15 protein-coding genes and 1 tRNA gene are annotated in these 17,143 nt (G+C 41.5%); 2 read left to right on the top strand and 14 right to left on the bottom strand.

Annotation, left to right across the window (positions count from 1 at the left end; translation table 11 throughout):
* Positions 1–25: 25 nt before the first annotated feature.
* Together ACKVDP_RS05715 and ACKVDP_RS05710 are read right to left on the bottom strand one after the other, a co-directional pair.
* Positions 26–1,081 (bottom strand): endonuclease/exonuclease/phosphatase family protein, encoded by a 1,056-nt coding sequence (locus tag ACKVDP_RS05715; protein ID WP_409227852.1) that lies wholly within the window; start codon positions 1,079–1,081, stop codon positions 26–28.
* A gap of 30 nt (positions 1,082–1,111) precedes the next feature.
* Positions 1,112–1,975: a DegV family protein gene (locus ACKVDP_RS05710; RefSeq protein ID WP_409227851.1), complete on the bottom strand. Its 864-nt coding sequence runs from the start codon at positions 1,973–1,975 to the stop codon at positions 1,112–1,114.
* Positions 1,976–2,109: 134 nt separating this feature from the next.
* On the opposite strand from ACKVDP_RS05710, the gene pepT reads away from it, so the two are divergent.
* Positions 2,110–3,342, top strand: a complete 1,233-nt coding sequence (gene pepT / locus ACKVDP_RS05705; protein ID WP_409227850.1) for a peptidase T — start codon at positions 2,110–2,112, stop codon at positions 3,340–3,342.
* A gap of 24 nt (positions 3,343–3,366) precedes the next feature.
* On the opposite strand, the gene ACKVDP_RS05700 is transcribed toward pepT, so the two are convergent.
* The 4 genes from ACKVDP_RS05700 to ACKVDP_RS05685 all read right to left on the bottom strand — a co-directional run bounded on the left by ACKVDP_RS05700 (position 3,367) and on the right by ACKVDP_RS05685 (position 8,041).
* Complete coding sequence (locus tag ACKVDP_RS05700; protein WP_409227849.1) at positions 3,367–4,185, bottom strand: aminotransferase class IV; 819 nt, start codon at positions 4,183–4,185, stop codon at positions 3,367–3,369.
* Positions 4,186–4,205: 20 nt separating this feature from the next.
* Entirely contained in the window at positions 4,206–5,663 is a 1,458-nt protein-coding gene (gene cls / locus ACKVDP_RS05695; protein ID WP_409227848.1) for a cardiolipin synthase, read from the bottom strand.
* Positions 5,664–5,692: 29 nt separating this feature from the next.
* Entirely contained in the window at positions 5,693–7,507 is a 1,815-nt protein-coding gene (gene typA, locus ACKVDP_RS05690; protein WP_409227847.1) for a translational GTPase TypA, read from the bottom strand.
* Positions 7,508–7,651: 144 nt separating this feature from the next.
* Positions 7,652–8,041, bottom strand: coding sequence for an ATP-binding protein (locus tag ACKVDP_RS05685; RefSeq protein ID WP_409227846.1), 390 nt, complete (start codon positions 8,039–8,041; stop codon positions 7,652–7,654).
* Between the two features lie 162 nt (positions 8,042–8,203).
* On the opposite strand from ACKVDP_RS05685, the gene rd reads away from it, so the two are divergent.
* Positions 8,204–8,362 (top strand): rubredoxin, encoded by a 159-nt coding sequence (gene rd / locus ACKVDP_RS05680; RefSeq protein ID WP_128426380.1) that lies wholly within the window; start codon positions 8,204–8,206, stop codon positions 8,360–8,362.
* 51 nt (positions 8,363–8,413) lie between these two features.
* On the opposite strand, the gene yihA is transcribed toward rd, so the two are convergent.
* The 8 genes from yihA to glmM all read right to left on the bottom strand — a co-directional run bounded on the left by yihA (position 8,414) and on the right by glmM (position 17,141).
* On the bottom strand, positions 8,414–9,016 hold the full coding sequence (gene yihA, locus ACKVDP_RS05675) for a ribosome biogenesis GTP-binding protein YihA/YsxC (RefSeq protein WP_409227845.1): 603 nt from the start codon (positions 9,014–9,016) through the stop codon (positions 8,414–8,416).
* Positions 9,003–11,357 (bottom strand): endopeptidase La, encoded by a 2,355-nt coding sequence (lon, locus tag ACKVDP_RS05670; RefSeq protein ID WP_409227844.1) that lies wholly within the window; start codon positions 11,355–11,357, stop codon positions 9,003–9,005. The genes yihA and lon overlap by 14 nt, the downstream gene beginning before the upstream one ends.
* Before the next feature lie 46 nt (positions 11,358–11,403).
* Positions 11,404–12,681: an ATP-dependent Clp protease ATP-binding subunit ClpX gene (gene clpX / locus ACKVDP_RS05665; protein WP_409227843.1), complete on the bottom strand. Its 1,278-nt coding sequence runs from the start codon at positions 12,679–12,681 to the stop codon at positions 11,404–11,406.
* 11 nt (positions 12,682–12,692) lie between these two features.
* On the bottom strand, positions 12,693–13,277 hold the full coding sequence (gene clpP, locus ACKVDP_RS05660; RefSeq protein ID WP_409227842.1) for an ATP-dependent Clp endopeptidase proteolytic subunit ClpP: 585 nt from the start codon (positions 13,275–13,277) through the stop codon (positions 12,693–12,695).
* Positions 13,278–13,288: 11 nt separating this feature from the next.
* A complete protein-coding gene (gene tig, locus ACKVDP_RS05655) occupies positions 13,289–14,584 on the bottom strand; it encodes a trigger factor (protein ID WP_409227841.1) in 1,296 nt (431 codons plus the stop codon).
* A 174-nt stretch (positions 14,585–14,758) separates the two neighbouring features.
* Positions 14,759–14,842: transfer RNA gene (locus ACKVDP_RS05650), tRNA-Leu, on the bottom strand.
* A gap of 96 nt (positions 14,843–14,938) precedes the next feature.
* Positions 14,939–15,775: a DegV family protein gene (locus ACKVDP_RS05645; RefSeq protein ID WP_409227840.1), complete on the bottom strand. Its 837-nt coding sequence runs from the start codon at positions 15,773–15,775 to the stop codon at positions 14,939–14,941.
* A 16-nt stretch (positions 15,776–15,791) separates the two neighbouring features.
* Positions 15,792–17,141 (bottom strand): phosphoglucosamine mutase, encoded by a 1,350-nt coding sequence (gene glmM / locus ACKVDP_RS05640; RefSeq protein ID WP_409227839.1) that lies wholly within the window; start codon positions 17,139–17,141, stop codon positions 15,792–15,794.
* Positions 17,142–17,143: the final 2 nt, after the last annotated feature.

The following is a 17,143-nucleotide window of genomic DNA, read 5'->3' as shown; positions in this document are numbered from 1 at the left end:
TTTCCGTATTGGTTTCAAAAGTATGTTATTTCAAGACGATATCCAATTTTACAGGATTGTGATCTGTATTCTCAAAATTAGTGTCAATGCCCTCTACAGCAATTATCTCAATATTGTCTGATATGAGAAATCCATCTATTACCGCCTTGAAATTGTACCCATCCACATAAGGCCTTTCCAGGGTTCTCACAGTCGGACAGCTTGGATCCACTGCCCAATCATATCCCTCCACATGATAATTCTCTGGAATATCCTTTAGCCAAAATGGCCAGGCCTCAGAAGCATCGAAGTCCATAGGATCGGTTCCCGGCAAATTGTGGTTCCAGTCCCCACCTGCAATTATGTAGTTTCCCTCTTTGTACTCCGCTTCAAGATAATCTTTCAGGTATTCCAGCTGTCTTAGCCTTATTATTCCACCCTTGTCAAAAGCCGACAGATGAAGGTTTACAACAACGACTTCCTTGCCATTTGAAGCCTTAAGTCTTGTTTCCATGAAGCATCGGTCCAGCTCAAACAGATTGACAGGCCATTCCTCTTCTCCAGGAAGCTGATATCTCACTGCCCTTTCAACATTATATCTGGTCATGGTCATTATCCCTGATGTTGCCTTACCCATTGGATTTGTAATTGGCACCGGAACCCATGGAACCCTGTAGTTAAGTCCAAATACATGACCCAGGTTCGGGTAGGAGTTTTCCAAAATATCCACCTGGTCCATCCCAAAGCTTCTTGATGAATCCTGATCAACCTCCTGCAGAATCAGAATATCTGATTCCGTCCTGTCCAGAGTTTCAATGACAGCCTCCAAATTTAGAACCACAGCATCCAGACTCTCAGCCCTTGACCTTGCTCCTCCGTCTGCAAAGAAGTCCTGGGTCTTGTCAAGGCCTGCATACCCTATATTGTAGGTTGTTATAACAATAGGTTCACCCACTGGGACTTCCTTCATTTGGTTGTTCTTTACAGATAGAACTTCAATCTCTTCCGGCTTCATGTCTGTTGTGGTAATGTAAATTAAGAAAGACGCAAAAAGAAGGATTATTATGCCCGATATTGTAAGTATTGCTCTTAGAACTCTCATAAAATCCTCCCTCTGCGTCATTTGATTATTTTATCTTTTCCGCTTTGAATAAAAGAGCGTTAGTGAGCCGGGACCCACATGTGCTCCTATTGCTCCACCGATATGGTTAACTATAAAGTCCTTCGCTCCATACTTTTCACTTATCATGGATTTTAACTTCTCTGCTGTCTCCAGATCATCTCCATGTGTGATGCAGAATATTGTGTTGGAAAGATCAGAATCAATGTTTCTTTCTTCAACAAGCTCAACCATTCTCTTGAGGACCTTGTTCTTGCCCCTTATCTTTTCAAGAGGTATCAGCTTTCCATCATTGACTTCAAGTATTGGCTTTATATTTAACATTCCTCCCAATATGGCATTGGTCCTTGATACTCTTCCTCCTCTATAGAGATACTCGATATTGTCCACGGTGAATATGTGGTCTATGTTTTTACTGAAAAATTCCGCAGTTTCAATGATTTCTTCCTTAGTACCTCCATTCTTGAGTGTCATTCCTGCCTCATACACCACTAGACCATATCCACCAGAAGCAGCCTTTGTATCTATGATTGTAATGTCAGCATCAGGGTGTTTTTCCTGAACTGAAAGCTTTGCAATGTTGGCTGACTGAAAAGTGGAAGACAAGCCTGAAGAAAATCCGATGTAGATGATCTCATCTCCATTCTTAATGTGCCTCTCGAATGAGTTCTCAAATGTAATAGGAGTAATCTGAGCAGTCTTGAAGACCTCACCATCTCTCATACTGTTATATACTTCCACCGGCTCTATATTCACCTTATCAAAGTACTCTTTCTCTCCCTTGATTACAACAATGGGAAGCTCCTCGATTCCCAGGTCATCAATTATTGATGCCGGCAAGTCACATGCACTGTCACAAATTATCTTGATGCTCATTAAAACCCCTCCATTAATAAATGCATTTTTTAATATTTACCCAATATACTACTATTTTAGCACATTTGCTTATTTTTTGATATTATTGGACACATTTATTGAGAAAGGGGTACAATAGAAGCGGAGGGATGAAAATGGAAAAACTAGTAGAAAGATTCTTAAGGTACGTTAAGGCTGAAACCACATCGGATGAAAGTTCCATCAGTGTCCCAAGTACTGATGCACAGTTGAGATTCTCAAGAACTCTTGCAGATGAGCTGGATGAAATCGGCATGTCAAATGTAACGGTGGACACCAATGGCTATGTAATGGCAACATTACCATCCAACACACATAAGAAGCTGCCTGTCATTGGATTTATTGCCCATATGGATACAAGTCCTGACATGTCTGGGAAGGACGTTAATCCAAAGATTTTTGAAAATTACCAGGGAGGCCCGCTGATTTTGAGCAGCGAAAATAATATTGAGTTATCACCGGTTGATTTCCCGGAGTTGAATGACAATATCGGCAAAACAATCATAGCTACAGATGGTACTACACTGCTTGGAGCAGACAACAAGGCCGGAATTGCGGAAATAGTCACCGCCATGGAATATCTCATAAACAACCAGGATATCCTCCATGGAGAAATCAAGGTGGGTTTTACTCCTGATGAGGAAATCGGTAGAGGTGCGGATCATTTCGATGTTGAAAAATTCGGGGCTGACTTTGCCTACACAGTAGATGGAGGTCCGGTTGGAGAACTTGAATATGAGAATTTCAACGCTGCAACTGCAAAGATAACCATCCAGGGTAGAAATGTGCATCCTGGTTCAGCTAAAAACAAGATGATCAACTCCCTTATAATTGCACAGGAGCTGAATGGAATGCTCCCCGTCGACCAGCGTCCTGAGCATACTGAAGGCTACGAGGGATTCTTCCACCTTATGAGAATAGATGGAACTGTTGAAAAAACGGAAATGGTCTATATAATACGAGATCATTTCATGGATAAGTTCGAGGAAAAGAAAATGCTTATGGAGAAAACGGCAGATTTCTTGAACTTAAAATATGAAAATGCCGTTAGGCTTGAGATAAAAGACTCCTACTACAATATGAAGGAGAAGATTGAGCCTGTCCTGGAAATAGTGGATCTTGCAAAGGAGGCCATGGAAAACCTTGAAATAGAAGTTGACATCAAGCCTGTACGGGGTGGTACCGACGGTTCAAGACTGTCCTACATGGGTCTACCTTGTCCCAACATTTTTACAGGGGGCTATAACTTCCATGGAAGGTACGAATATATTACAGCTGAAGGCATGGAACTTGCCTGCAGAACCATACTTGAAATAATAATGCTTGCAGAAAAGAGACCCTTGGCTTAGCCAAAGGTCTCTCTTATTCTTTAATCAGGATAAATCACTCATAAGGCTTTTATACCCTTCAACAAGTTTTTTGATAATCTCGTTTTCCATTGTGGGAAGATCCATATTATCAACCTTGGACACAGGAAGGACCCCAATGCTGGTTCCGGATACAAACAGTCCCTGAACACTTCCCAACTCGTTCCTGTGAAGTCTTCTTTCATGGACAGGATAACCCAGCCTTAAGGATAATGCAATGATATGCTTTCTAGTTATGCCCAGTAGAACGTCGCTTGCAGGTGCTGTATAAAGCTTACCTTCAAGTATATAAAACATGTTTGATCTGCTACCTTCCAGAATGTGGCCTTCTTCATTAACAAGAAGAGCCTCAAAGGCATCTTCCCTATTCATGGCATCCTTCACCCTTTGTCTGAAATCACTGTGCTGCACTTTTGCATTTGGGTTATCACGCTGGTGGTTAAACAGAATCACCTTTATTCCATTGCGATAGTAATCTTCAGGAGGATAGAAGCTTTCAACTGCATATGCCATAAACAATTCCTTTCCAGAATCATCAGTAGTCGCCAGCAATTTAATATTGTTGCTCACTATCCCATTTGCTCCAATCAATCTGATTACATGATCTCTAATTTCATCTGCATCGTAAGTAAGATTAAAATCAGCTAGCTCAGCAGAACCATACATTCTTTCAAGATGATCCTCAAGAAACATGGGGTTTCCATTTACAACCCTAATAACTTCATATATGGCTGATCCAGTTACCCTTTCAAAAAAGGAGGTCTCCCCTACCCTCTCCATCTTCCCATTTACCGATACATAATCAAAAGTTGCCTCATGTTGCATTCTGACTACCTCCTGTTATTTTATAGTATTGGTGATAATAGCCTGGATACTGATTCCTTTATCTTTATGACTCTGGATCTGGAACTGTAAATGTCCATGGTTATCTCTCGGCAGTTATCCAAATCTCTAAGAAATCTCTCTGCTAGCATCCCGTTGGTATCCTTGTCATAAATGAAAGCATTTATTTCAAAGTTCAGCTTAAAGCTCCTTATATCAAGATTGGCGGTTCCAACTGTAGAAACCGTATCGTCCGTAATGATCACCTTTGAATGAAGAAATCCTCTTTCGTAGGTATAAAACCTGACGCCCGCCTCCAGGAGCTCTCCCATGTAGCTTAATCCTGCCCAATAAACAAATGGATGATCCGGCTTATTGGGTATCATCACCCTTACATCCAGGCCAGACAAACCAGCTATTTTCAATGCCTCAAAGATACTGTCATCCGGTATGAAATAGGGTGTCTCTATATAAAGTCGATTTTCAGCATTGTTGATCATCTTAAGATATCCATCCTTTATGCTAGGCCATTTGGAGTCGGGACCACTACTTACAATCTGTATCCCTACCTGGTTGTCTTCACCCCGATCACCAATGTAGCTTTGGCAGCCTCTTATTTCCTCTCCAGATGCAAATCTCCAATCAAGGAAGAATTGCCATTGTATGGAGCTTATTGCTGATCCCTCTATCCTTATATGGGTATCCCTCCAGTATCCGAACTTCTTGGACAATCCCAAATATTCATTTCCCACATTAAATCCACCCAGATAAGCCTCTTTACCATCGATTATGCAAATTTTCCTGTGGTTTCGGTAGTTGATCCTAACATTGAACACCGGGATAAAAGGAGGGAAAAAATAAACCACTTCACCTCCAGCCTCCCTTAGGACATTGGTCAAGCTTCTTCCTAGCTTTCTGCTTCCCATTCCATCGATAAGCAACTTGACCTCTATACCCTCTGAAGCCTTTGTCGCCAGGGTCACCATTACCTCCCTACCGAGGGCATCGTCATTGAAGATATAATATTCCATGTGGATATACTCCTTTGCTCCTTCTATGCTTTTCAAAAGGTCCGCAAATTTATCCTCTCCACTGAAATATAGCTTAACCTTGTTATCTGATGTGAATACGGAATTGCTACCCATTAGGTGGAGCTTGACGATATCATTATATGCCTTGTACTCAGGGTTTCTTTTTAGGAACTCCCTGGTACTGAAGTTTTTTTCCTGGTCAGCTATGAGTATGTCAAAGCAATCGTCCTCCTCTGCCTTTGTCTTGAAGGTCTTTTTCTTTGACATGTCCTGTCCTAGAAAAAGGTACAGTATAAACCCGATACCAGGCAAAAAAAGCAGGACCATAAGCCACAACCATGTGGATGTCGGGTTTCTCCTTTCGAAGAAAACCAACACCAATGCAAGTAGTATATTGATCCATATAAGGTTACTGAATATGAACATGTAGGATGAAAACAGGCTTTCCATTGGAGCCTCCCCTTTTCTTGTTCTCTATGTTATTTTTTTGATTTGTATCTTTTATTTGTCTCCAATATCCTCTTCCTGATTCTGAAATTAAGAGGTGTTACCTCGATAAGTTCGTCCTCTTCTATGAACTCAAGAGCTTCTTCAAGAGACATGATTTTAGGAGTTGACAGTCTCAATGAATCATCTGAACCAGAGGCTCTTACATTTGACTGCTGTTTTCTCTTTGTAACGTTGACCTCAATATCCAAGCCCTTTGGATTTGAACCGACAACCATTCCTTCATAGACTGACTTTCCAGCCTCTATGAATAATATACCCCTTTCTTGGGCTGAGTACAAGCCATAGCCAGTAGCCTCCCCCGTTTCGAAGGCTATTATTGAGCCTGTTTTTCTTCTTGGAATATCACCTTTGTATGGGGCATATCCATCAAAAATAGTGTTCAATATTCCATTACCCTTTGTGTCTGTCAGAAATTCCTGCCTGTATCCAATCAATCCTCTGGCAGGTATTGAAAAGATAAGTCGTGCATAGCCTCCAACAGGCTCTGACATGCTTGCAAGCTCCCCTTTTCTTTGTCCAAGCTTGTCAATTACTGCCCCAACAAACTCATTTCCCACATCTATGGTGACCTTTTCCATTGGCTCATGCTTTTTACCGTCAATTGTCTTGTAAAGGACTACCGGTTTCGATACCTGGAATTCATAGCCTTCTCTTCTCATGTTTTCAATAAGAACGGACAGGTGAAGCTCTCCTCTTCCAGATACCCTGAAGGCATCGGTTTGGTCTGTATCCTCCACCCTTAAACTTACATCCGTCTGAAGCTCCTTGTAGAGTCTATTCCTTAGCTGTCTTGACGTTACAAAGTCACCTTCCCTTCCTGCGAAAGGACTATTGTTTACAGAAAATGTCATTGCAAGAGTTGGCTCAGAAATTTTTACGAAATCGATAGCCTCTGGGGTATCCAGATCACATAGGGTATCTCCTATTTCCAGGTCTGCAGGTCCAGAAAGAGCTACAATACTTCCTATGGTTGATCTTTCAACCTCCACTCTGTTCAAGCCTTCAAACTCATACAGCTTGTTTATCTTTGCCTTAACTTTCCTATCTGGCTTTGCCTTGTTTACAATTATTACTTCCTGGTTGGTGTGGATTACTCCTCTTTCAACCTTTCCAATTCCTATCCTGCCCACATACTCATTGTAGTCTATTGTGGAAATCAAGATTTGTGTGGCTCCCTCTGAATCTCCTTCAGGAGCTGGAATGTATTCGACAATTGTCTCAAACAAATCCTTCATTGTTTCTGTACTGTCTTCAAGATCCAAGGTTGCTGTTCCTTCCTTGGCAGAGGTAAATACAAATGGACAATCCAGCTGGCTATCCTTTGCACCAAGTTCTATAAAAAGGTCCAGTATTTCATCAATTACCTCTTCAGGTCTTGCTTCTGGTCTATCGATCTTGTTTATTGCAACCACTACCGGCAGCTCAAGTTCAAGAGCCTTTCTCAAAACAAACTTTGTCTGAGGCATGGCTCCCTCAAAGGCATCCACAAGTAGAACTACCCCATTTACCATTTTAAGGACTCGTTCCACTTCTCCACCAAAATCAGCGTGTCCAGGTGTATCGACAATATTAATCTTAACTCCCTTGTAGGTAACAGCAGTGTTTTTTGCCAGTATTGTGATTCCTCTTTCCTTTTCTATGTCATTGGAATCCATTACCCTTTCCTGAACAACCTGGTTTTCCCTGAATATTCCAGATTGCCTAAGAAGACTGTCCACCAAGGTGGTCTTCCCATGGTCGACATGGGCGATGATTGCTACGTTTCTAATATCATTTCTTTTCATAAACTTATTACAGATCCCTTCTATAATCAAATTGTCATATGCTTAACTTTATAATATTATCACACTTTCACACAAAACACAAAAATAAAGTATTATCCATCTTGGAATAATACTTTAATCACAAATATAATAATTTATAAGTGCCTAAACAATATTTTTAACCGAGACCACTCTGTTCCTGTCTACATAGAACTCGTCTGAGAGTCCATTTACAAGAACCAGGCCCCTTCCCCAAGACTTAAGGTCTGAAGGGTTGTATTCCCCTGGATCATATTGAATTCCGTCTCCCTCGTCCTGAACCTCAATTGTAAGTTTATCCTGACTCATTTTCAGTGTCAGGCTAACGCATTTTGAGGACACGCATTCGTTGCCATGGAGAGCTCCGTTGACAATAAGTTCATTTAGAATTACCTTTATATCAAATATAAGGTCTCTATCGGATATTAAGCTGTCGAGATTAGTTACAGTCTTGTCGATGAAATTCTTAATGGTTTCAAGATCGCTGCAGACTGTACCCTTATAAATATAATTCATTTCTATCACATCCAAATATTCTAGTCATATGTATTTTACCCATCTTTTCCAGATATAATCTAATATAACGGTTTCCTCCAAAAAATTTACCTGTTTCTTTTTAGTGGAAATATGGTATAATAAGGTAACTAAGTAAATTCACAAACGAAAGGAGAATGCACAATGGACAAATGGGTATGTGGACCATGCGGTTATGTTTATGATCCAGCTGAAGGAGATCCAGATGGAGGTATAGCTCCAGGAACAGCTTTTGAAGATCTACCAGAGGATTGGGTATGCCCCGTATGTGGAGCAACTAAGGATATGTTTGAAAAAGAGTAAAAGTACTTACAAAGAGCCAGTGGAAACCACTGGCTCTTTATTTGCACTCTTTTATCCTTCCAATGTCTCTTGTATGAGCATTGGCTCAAATATGTCCCATAGCTTGTCAACATTAAGTTTCTTTGATGAAGAGAAGGGTACTACAAAGTCATTTCCCTCTATCTCAAGTTCTTCCCTGATAATCTTCATGTGTCTTTCCCATTGTCCCCGTGCTATTTTATCTGCCTTAGTGGCAACAATAATCGCGTCATACCCAAAGGTTTTAATCCAATGGTACATGTCAACATCCTGTGCAGAGGGCTTGTGTCTGATGTCAACCAAAAGGACTATGGCCTTAAGGTTATCTCGTTTTCTTAGATACAACTCGATTATGTCTCCCCACTTTTTACGCTCACTCTTTGAGACCTGAGCATATCCATAACCTGGTAGATCCACAAATCTAAATATCTCGTTTATAAGATAAAAGTTTATGGTCCTTGTCTTCCCAGGCTTTCCGCTTGTCCTTGCAAGGTTTGTCCTATTTAGCATGGCGTTTATAAATGATGATTTTCCAACATTGGACCTCCCTGCAAAAGCAAGCTCCGGCAATCCATCATCCGGGTAGCCTTTCGGTGCAACAGCCATTGTCTGTAGGTCTGAGCTAATTATCTTCATCAATCTCACCCTTTTCCAATGCGTGTTCCAGGACCTGGTCCAGATTTTTCACCAGCACAAACTCCATCTTCTTCTTGATCTTGTCAGGTATTTCCTCAAGATCCTTCTTGTTGTCGAACGGCAAAAGGACCATCTGGATCCCCATTCTATGAGCAGCAAGCAGCTTCTCCTTAATTCCTCCTACAGGCAGGACCCTGCCTCTAAGTGTTATTTCTCCAGTCATGGCAACCTCTCTTAGTATGGGCCTTTCAGTCAAAGCTGATATCACCGCTGTTGCTATTGTAATTCCAGCAGATGGTCCGTCCTTTGGAATTGCACCTTCTGGTACGTGTATGTGAATATCAACATCCTTATAGAAATCAGGTGATATCTTAAGTCTTTCGGCATTTGCCCTTACATAGCTTATTCCAGCCATTGCCGATTCCTTCATCACATCTCCAAGCTTTCCCGTAAGCTGGGTTTTTCCCGTACCCTTCATTGTAGTAACCTCTACGGAAAGAGTTTCTCCACCTACAGCAGTCCATGCAAGACCATTTGCTACACCAATCTGGTTTTTCTCTTCCAGCTTGTCATATCTGAACTTTTTAGTTCCAAGATATGATGTTATGTTCCCGGCATTTATGGACACGGACTTTTTACCTTCCTCAACTATCTTCTTTGCAGCCTTTCTACATAGATTTGCAATATTCCTCTCCAGATTTCTAACTCCCGCTTCTCTGGTATAGTAGTTTATTACACCTCTAAGTGCTGCATCTGACACCTTGATCTGGTCATCCTTCAGTCCATGCTCCTTCATTTGTTTAGGCAACAGGTATCTCTTGGCTATCTGGAGCTTCTCCTCCTCAGTGTAGCCACTGATTCTGATTACCTCCATCCTGTCCAAAAGGGCAGGAGGTATTGTTGATGTCGTATTTGCAGTTGTTATAAACATAACCTTTGAAAGGTCAAAAGGAGCCTCCAGGAAGTGGTCAGTAAAGGTTGAGTTCTGTTCAGGATCCAATACCTCCAGAAGTGCACTGGCTGGATCTCCCCTGAAGTCACTGGCCAGCTTGTCTATTTCATCGAACAGGAACACTGGATTTCTTGTTTCCGCTTTCTTGATGGAGCTGATTATCCTTCCAGGCATGCTGCCAACATAGGTTCTTCTGTGACCTCTTATTTCAGCTTCGTCCCTTACTCCTCCCAATGACATTCTAACAAAGTTTCTGTTAAGTGAAGATGCAATTGATCGGGCGATTGATGTCTTACCTACTCCAGGAGGTCCAACGAGGCAAAGTATCGGTCCCTTAATAGAATTTGTAAGTTTTCTGATGGCTATAAACTCAAGAATCCTTTCCTTTACGTCCTTTAGACCGTAATGGTCGTTGTCAAGAATCTCCCTTGCCTTTTTAATATCAATTTTTTCCTTTGTTTCCTTATCCCATGGAAGGTCAACAATCCAATCAAGATAGGTCCTTATCACTCCCACCTCAGCCGAATGGGGAGACATCTTCGCAAGCCTGTCAACTTCCTTCAATGCCTTTTCCTTGACTTCCTTTGGCATCTTGATTTTCTTTATTTTACTCTGATATTCCTCTATTTCACCTGAAAAGCTGTCATCCTCGCCAAGCTCCTTCTGGATTGCCTTCAGCTGCTCCTTCAGGTAATACTCCTTCTGGACCTTGTTTATCTGCTTCTTGACCCTTTGGTTGATCTTATCCTCGATCCTCAAGAGTTCAATCTCCCGTTGCAATATCTCATGAAGAATCTCCAGCCTCTGAAAGAAATCAAAGGTCTGTAGTATCTTCTGGTCATCATCCTGCTTTAGGAAGATGTATGAAGCTATAACATCTGCAAGTCTGCCTGGGTCTTCTATGTCTGAAATGGTGTATATGACCTCTGAGGAGACCTTTGGATTAAGGCTTATATACTCCTCAAGATCCTCGATTACAAGTCTCATTGCAGCTTCAGTCTCTTGACTCTTCTCCAGGTCTTCACTTTCATAGCTATAGATATCGGCAACAGCCTCAAAGTATGGCTCTTCCTGGCTTAGACTCTTCACTTTTCCTCTGTTGATTCCTTCGACCAACACTCTTATGCTTCCCCCTGGAAGCTTGAGCATTTGTTTTACCTTTGCTATGGTGCCAACATGATAGAAATCATCAAAATCAGGCTCTTCAACCTTGGGATTTATCTGTGTACAAAGCATTATCAGCGAATCGTCCATCATGGATTTTTCCAGAGCCTGTACCGACTTCTCCCTTCCCACGTCAAAATGTATGACCATGTGGGGAAATATAGATATTCCTCTAAGGGGTATCAGGGGAATTTTTCTCTCTTCAATAATATAGGGGTTATTCATTTTCGTACCTCCTAAATGCAAAATAAAAGCTCACAGTTGTGAGCCTTTAAGATGCAGATTCCTTACTGCTATTTTCTTTTGTCCTACTTTTTTTCTTGTCAACCAGCACAAGTGTAGGCTCTGTTCCATTTTCAATTGTATCCTTGGTTACAATGCATTTTTGAACATTTTCCATTGTTGGAAGCTCATACATTATATCAAGCATTTTTTCTTCGATTATGCTTCTGAGGCCTCTTGCCCCTGTCTTTCTCTCGATTGCCTTTCTTGCTATTAGTTCCAATGCCTCTTCCTCAAATTCAAGCTCGATATCATCCATGCTGAATAGCTGGGTATACTGCTTGACAAGTGCATTCTTCGGCTCTGTAAGAATTCTTACCAACGCCTCTTCATCCAGCTCTTCAAGGGTTGCCAAAACCGGTAGTCTACCAACAAACTCTGGAATCAGACCGAATTTTATAAGGTCCTCAGGCTGAATTTGCTTCAAAAGCTCACCAATGTTTTTCTTTCTTGACTTCACATCTGCTCCAAAGCCCATGGTCTTTTTGCCGACCCTGGATTGTATGATGCTATCCAGGCCGTCAAATGCTCCACCAACTATGAAAAGAATATTGGTTGTGTCAATCTGAATGAACTCCTGGTGGGGATGCTTTCTTCCACCCTGTGGAGGTACATTGGCCACGGTGCCCTCAAGAATCTTGAGGAGGGCCTGCTGGACTCCCTCACCACTTACATCTCTTGTAATTGAAGGATTCTCAGTCTTTCTTGCCACCTTGTCGATTTCATCTATATATACTATACCCTTTTCTGCCTTTTCAATATCATAATCAGCAGCCTGGATAAGCTTTAAGATAATATTCTCAACATCCTCTCCTACATAGCCTGCCTCAGTAAGTGAAGTGGCATCCGCTATTGCGAATGGTACATTCAAAATTCTGGCAAGGGTCTGTGCAAGAAGAGTCTTACCTGAACCTGTGGGTCCAATCATAAGAATATTACTTTTCTGAAGCTCCACATCCTCTGCTTTTGATGTCTTTCTATTTATCCTCTTGTAGTGATTGTAAACTGCCACTGCAAGATTTCTCTTTGCCCTCTCCTGTTGTATTACATACTCATCAAGAGTTTCCTTTATACCTGAAGGCTTGGGCAGATCACTAAGTTCGTAATCTTGGTTGTAATCAACAAATTCCTCGTCGATTATCTCCTGACATAGCTCGATGCACTCATTACAGATATACACATTCGGACCCGCTATAAGTCTTTTTACCTGATCCTGTGGTTTCCCGCAGAACGAGCATCTCAATTGCTTGTCATCATTTTTTGCCATGGAATCACCTCTTATTTCTTTCTCTCCATAACAGCATCGATTATTCCATACTCCACAGCTTCTGCAGCACTCATATAATAATCCCTGTCTGTATCCTTTGCTATTCTTTCCAGGGGTTGTCCTGTTCTCTCAGCAAGTATTCTGTTTATTCTTTCCCTGATTTCAATTATCTTCTCAGCCTGTATTCTGATGTCCTCGGCCTGTCCCTGAGCTCCTCCCAGCGGCTGATGAATCATTATGTCAGAATTAGGCAAGGCAAACCTCTTACCCTTCGTTCCGGCTGCCAGCAGGAATGCTCCCATGCTTGCGGCTCTACCTATGCAAATGGTAGTGACATCAGGCTTGATATATTGAATTGTGTCATATATTGCAAATCCAGCACTTACAGAGCCACCTGGACTGTTGATATATATCTGGATGTCCTTTTCTGGATCTTCTGCCTCAAGAAACAGCAGCTGAGCTACTACAAGATCAGCAATAGCATCGTTTATCTCAGAACCAAGAATTATTATCCTATCCTTTAACAGCCTGGAATAAATATCATATGACCTTTCTCCTCTGTTAGTCTGTTCAACAACTATTGGAACCAATGACATATATATTCCTCCTATCCAATATACTTAACTTTTTCCTTTAGTAAATCCAAAACCTTGGTATTGGATATACCCGCTTTAAGGAATCCTAAATCTCCTTTTTTCATTTGTTCAATGAAATTATCCTTGTTTTCAACTTGATTGTACTGCTCAGCCAGTTTCTCAAGCTCAGCGTCCAAATCTTCGTCGGTCACCTCTACACCTTCAGCTTCAGCTATTGCTTCAAGAACAAGATCAGCCTTGACTCTTTTTTCCGCCATAGGTCTAAAGTTCAGTTCAAGGTCGCTCATTGATGTTCCGGTTAACTCAAGATATTGCTCAAGCTCAAAACCCTGATTTTTTACTCTATATTCGAAATCTTTTATTTCGTTCTCAACCTGTGATTGGATCATGGCCTCAGGAACCTCTACCTCTGACATTTCAACCACTTTGTCAACCAGGTTGTTTTCAGTCTCGATTCTTTCCTGATTTTCAAATGACTTGCTTAGCTCTTCCCTAAGGCTGTCCCTATACTCCTCAAGGGTATCGAACTCACTTACATCCTTTGCAAACTCATCATCCAGCTCAGGAAGCTCCTTCACCTTAATTTCCTTTATTGTAACCTTGAATACTGCTGGTTTTCCCTTAAGTGATTCTTCGTGGTATTCCTCTGGGAAAGTTACTTCAACATCCACTTCATCACCCTTTGATTTTCCCACAAGACCTTCCTCGAATCCTGGAATGAATTGTCCTGCACCGATCTCAAGAGTTTGGTCTTCCGCTGTTCCGCCTGAGAACTGCTCGTCGTCAACAAATCCGGCAAAATCTATAGTTAGAATGTCGCCTTCCTGTACTTCCCTGTCTCCGGCATCAACCATCCTTGAGTTCATGTCTCTGGCTTTGTCAAGCTCTGCCTGTACCATCTCATCAGTCACTGAATAATCGACCTTTTCCAGCTGGATTTCGCTATAGTCTCCAAGCTTTACCTCAGGCTTCACTTCAACACTGAAGTTCACCTTTATAGGCTCGCCACTCTTTATCTCTTCAACATCCACTTCTGGACTGTCTACTGGCTCAAGCTCAAGCTCTTCCACAGCACTTGAATAAGCGTCTGGAAGAAGCATATTGATTGCATCCTCATAGAAGATTTCTTCCCCATAGTTCATTTCAATAATCTTTCTTGGTACTTTGCCCTTTCTGAAGCCAGGAACATTGAATCTTCCCCTGTTCTTGAGATAGGTCTGCTGAAGAGCCTTCTCAAAATCACCAGCTGGTAATTCCATATTAAAGTGTACCGTATTTTTTTCCTTCTTTTCAAAAACTGCCTTCATTGATGAACCCCCTAGTATATTTTTTTATTCTGATCCGAATTTTAGTCCCCATCACATTATTATACCATATCTGTAATAGTTTTGGTATATTTAGAAAAGCATATCTCAGACATTAAGGCGCTTTTCCTGATACTCATATGAAAAAAACCAATGGCAATAACCACTGGTTTGATCTGGTGCGGGAAAGAGGACTTGAACCCCCACGTCAATGACACTAGATCCTAAGTCTAGCGCGTCTGCCAATTCCGCCATTCCCGCATGGAATGTTAAGTGAATATCACTCACTCTTACTATTATAGCATCGAAAAGGGATTTGTCAAATATTTTTTGACAAATCCCTTTAAAAAATCTCCACTACCCAAAGGATACGATTATTCCTCCATCGTTTACATATGCAGTTGACAGTCCTTTGGTTTCAACGATTATAACTTCCTTGAAGTTTAATTTTTCAATGTCCTTTTTCAACTCAAGTGCTTTATCCAAGGCATTCGCATGGGAAATTGCTATGATCCGCTCCTCAAAATCAGACCCGTTCTCACCAATAATCTCCGCCAATCGTTTGAATGCCTTTTTGCTACCCCTTATTTTCTCAACTGCTACGATATTCCCATCCTCATCCCTTTTCATAATGGGCTTAATGTTCAATACGTTTGCTATCAAACCCTGGGTTTTTGAGATTCTACCATTCTTGATAAGATTTCCCAGGTCTTGAGATATGAAGAATGTTTTTGAGTCTTTAATGAAATTCTCCACAGTTTCTACAATCTCTTCCCTTTTCATTCCCCTGTTGACACATTCCTGGATTTTCATGGCTGCAATTGTCTCACCTATGCTGGCAGACTTGGAATTGAAGACATGAACAAACTGACCTTCATGTTCCTCCATCGACATATCCCTTGCCAATGTGGCGCTGTTGTAAGTTCCGGACAGCTCTTTGGAAATGGTTACAACAAAAACATTTTCAACATCTCCGTAGGCTTCCTTGAAATCACCAGGTGAGGGACAGGAGGACTTGATTGGATTGGGACTCCCCTTCATGGTCTTTACCATGTCCTCCAGGTCTAGCTCATCATTGTCAATAAAAGACCTCTTATCGATGTCAATCTTGAATGGTACCTTGTGTATTTCCATGTACTTGTCAAGCTGTTCATTTGTATCACAACTGCTATCTGCTACGATTTTGTACTCCATATCATCACTCCCTGGCTTATTTTGGTCCTATCACTGATTCAATAAATGCAGCAAGCTCATGAGCTTTTTTGGATATCATATCCTGGTCCTTACCCTCTATCATAACCCTGACAAGAGGTTCTGTCCCTGAAGGTCTTATTAAAACTCTACCTTCTCCGTCGAAATGACTTTCCAGCTTGAGTATCTCTTCCTTGATTTCAGGTATTTCCATATACTTGGTCTTATATGAATTCTCTACCCTTGCATTTACAAGAACCTGAGGGTAATTCTTCATTATTCCATTAAGCTCCGAAGCCCTCTGTCCAGTCTCCTTGATCACCTGAATCAGCTGTAGAGCTGTTGCCAAACCGTCTCCGGTCGTATTATGCTCAAGAAAGATTATATGCCCGGATTGTTCTCCTCCCAGGGAGTAGCCTTTCCTAATCATTTCTTCAAGGATATACCTATCTCCCACAGCTGTTTTTACTATATCCATTCCGTTGTTACCTAGAAATTCATCAAGGCCCATATTGGTCATAACAGTTCCCACAACCGTATCCTTCTCCAGCTTTCCCTTTTCCTTAAGGAATCTGCTGCAAATTGCAAGTATATGGTCACCGTCAATTATTTCGCCTTTTTCGTCAACCGCTATTATCCTGTCAGCATCTCCATCAAAGGCTATGCCAAGATCCGCCTCCTTTTCCAATACAAGCCTCTGTACAAGCTGAGGCTTGGTGGATCCACAGGCATCGTTGATATTCATTCCATCAGGGTTTGTGTTTATTGGGAATACTTCTCCACCCATTTCCTCAATCAACTGTGGTCCAATCTCATAAAGTGCTCCATGACCACAATCCATAGCAACTTTAATTCCTGATAGGTCGGTTTCAATAGTGGACTTGAGGAATTCCTTGTAATCATCCGCTGCATTCTCGTTAATATATACCCTTCCAATCAGGTTTTTAATTGGTCTCTCCTTTATTTCTCCCTTATTGTTCATTAAATCTTCAATTTCATTCTCTGTTGCATCCGGAAGCTTCAAACCATCACCGCTGAAAAATTTGATTCCGTTGTACTCCCCCGGATTATGCGATGCTGAAATTACAACACCGGCAACCGCTCCATATTTTCTTGTTAAATAGGCAACCGCCGGTGTGGGTATGATTCCCACAGATTCAACATCCAAGCCCATGGAACAAATACCTGCAGTCAATGCAGCTTCCAGCATATCCCCTGAGATTCTTGTATCCTTGCCTACCAGAACCCTGCCTTTTCTCTCCCGTGCCAGTACATAGGCCCCTGCCCTACCGATTTCAAATGCCAGCTCCGGTGTAAGCTCCTCATTTGCAACGCCTCTAACTCCGTCAGTACCAAATAGTTTTCCCATCA

Source organism: Gudongella ferriphila (assembly GCF_046224405.1).
Taxonomy (GTDB): Bacteria; Bacillota; Clostridia; order Tissierellales; family Tissierellaceae; genus Gudongella.
Note: the sequence above shows the minus strand (reverse complement) of the source record. Positions and strands in the feature narration are given on the sequence as shown.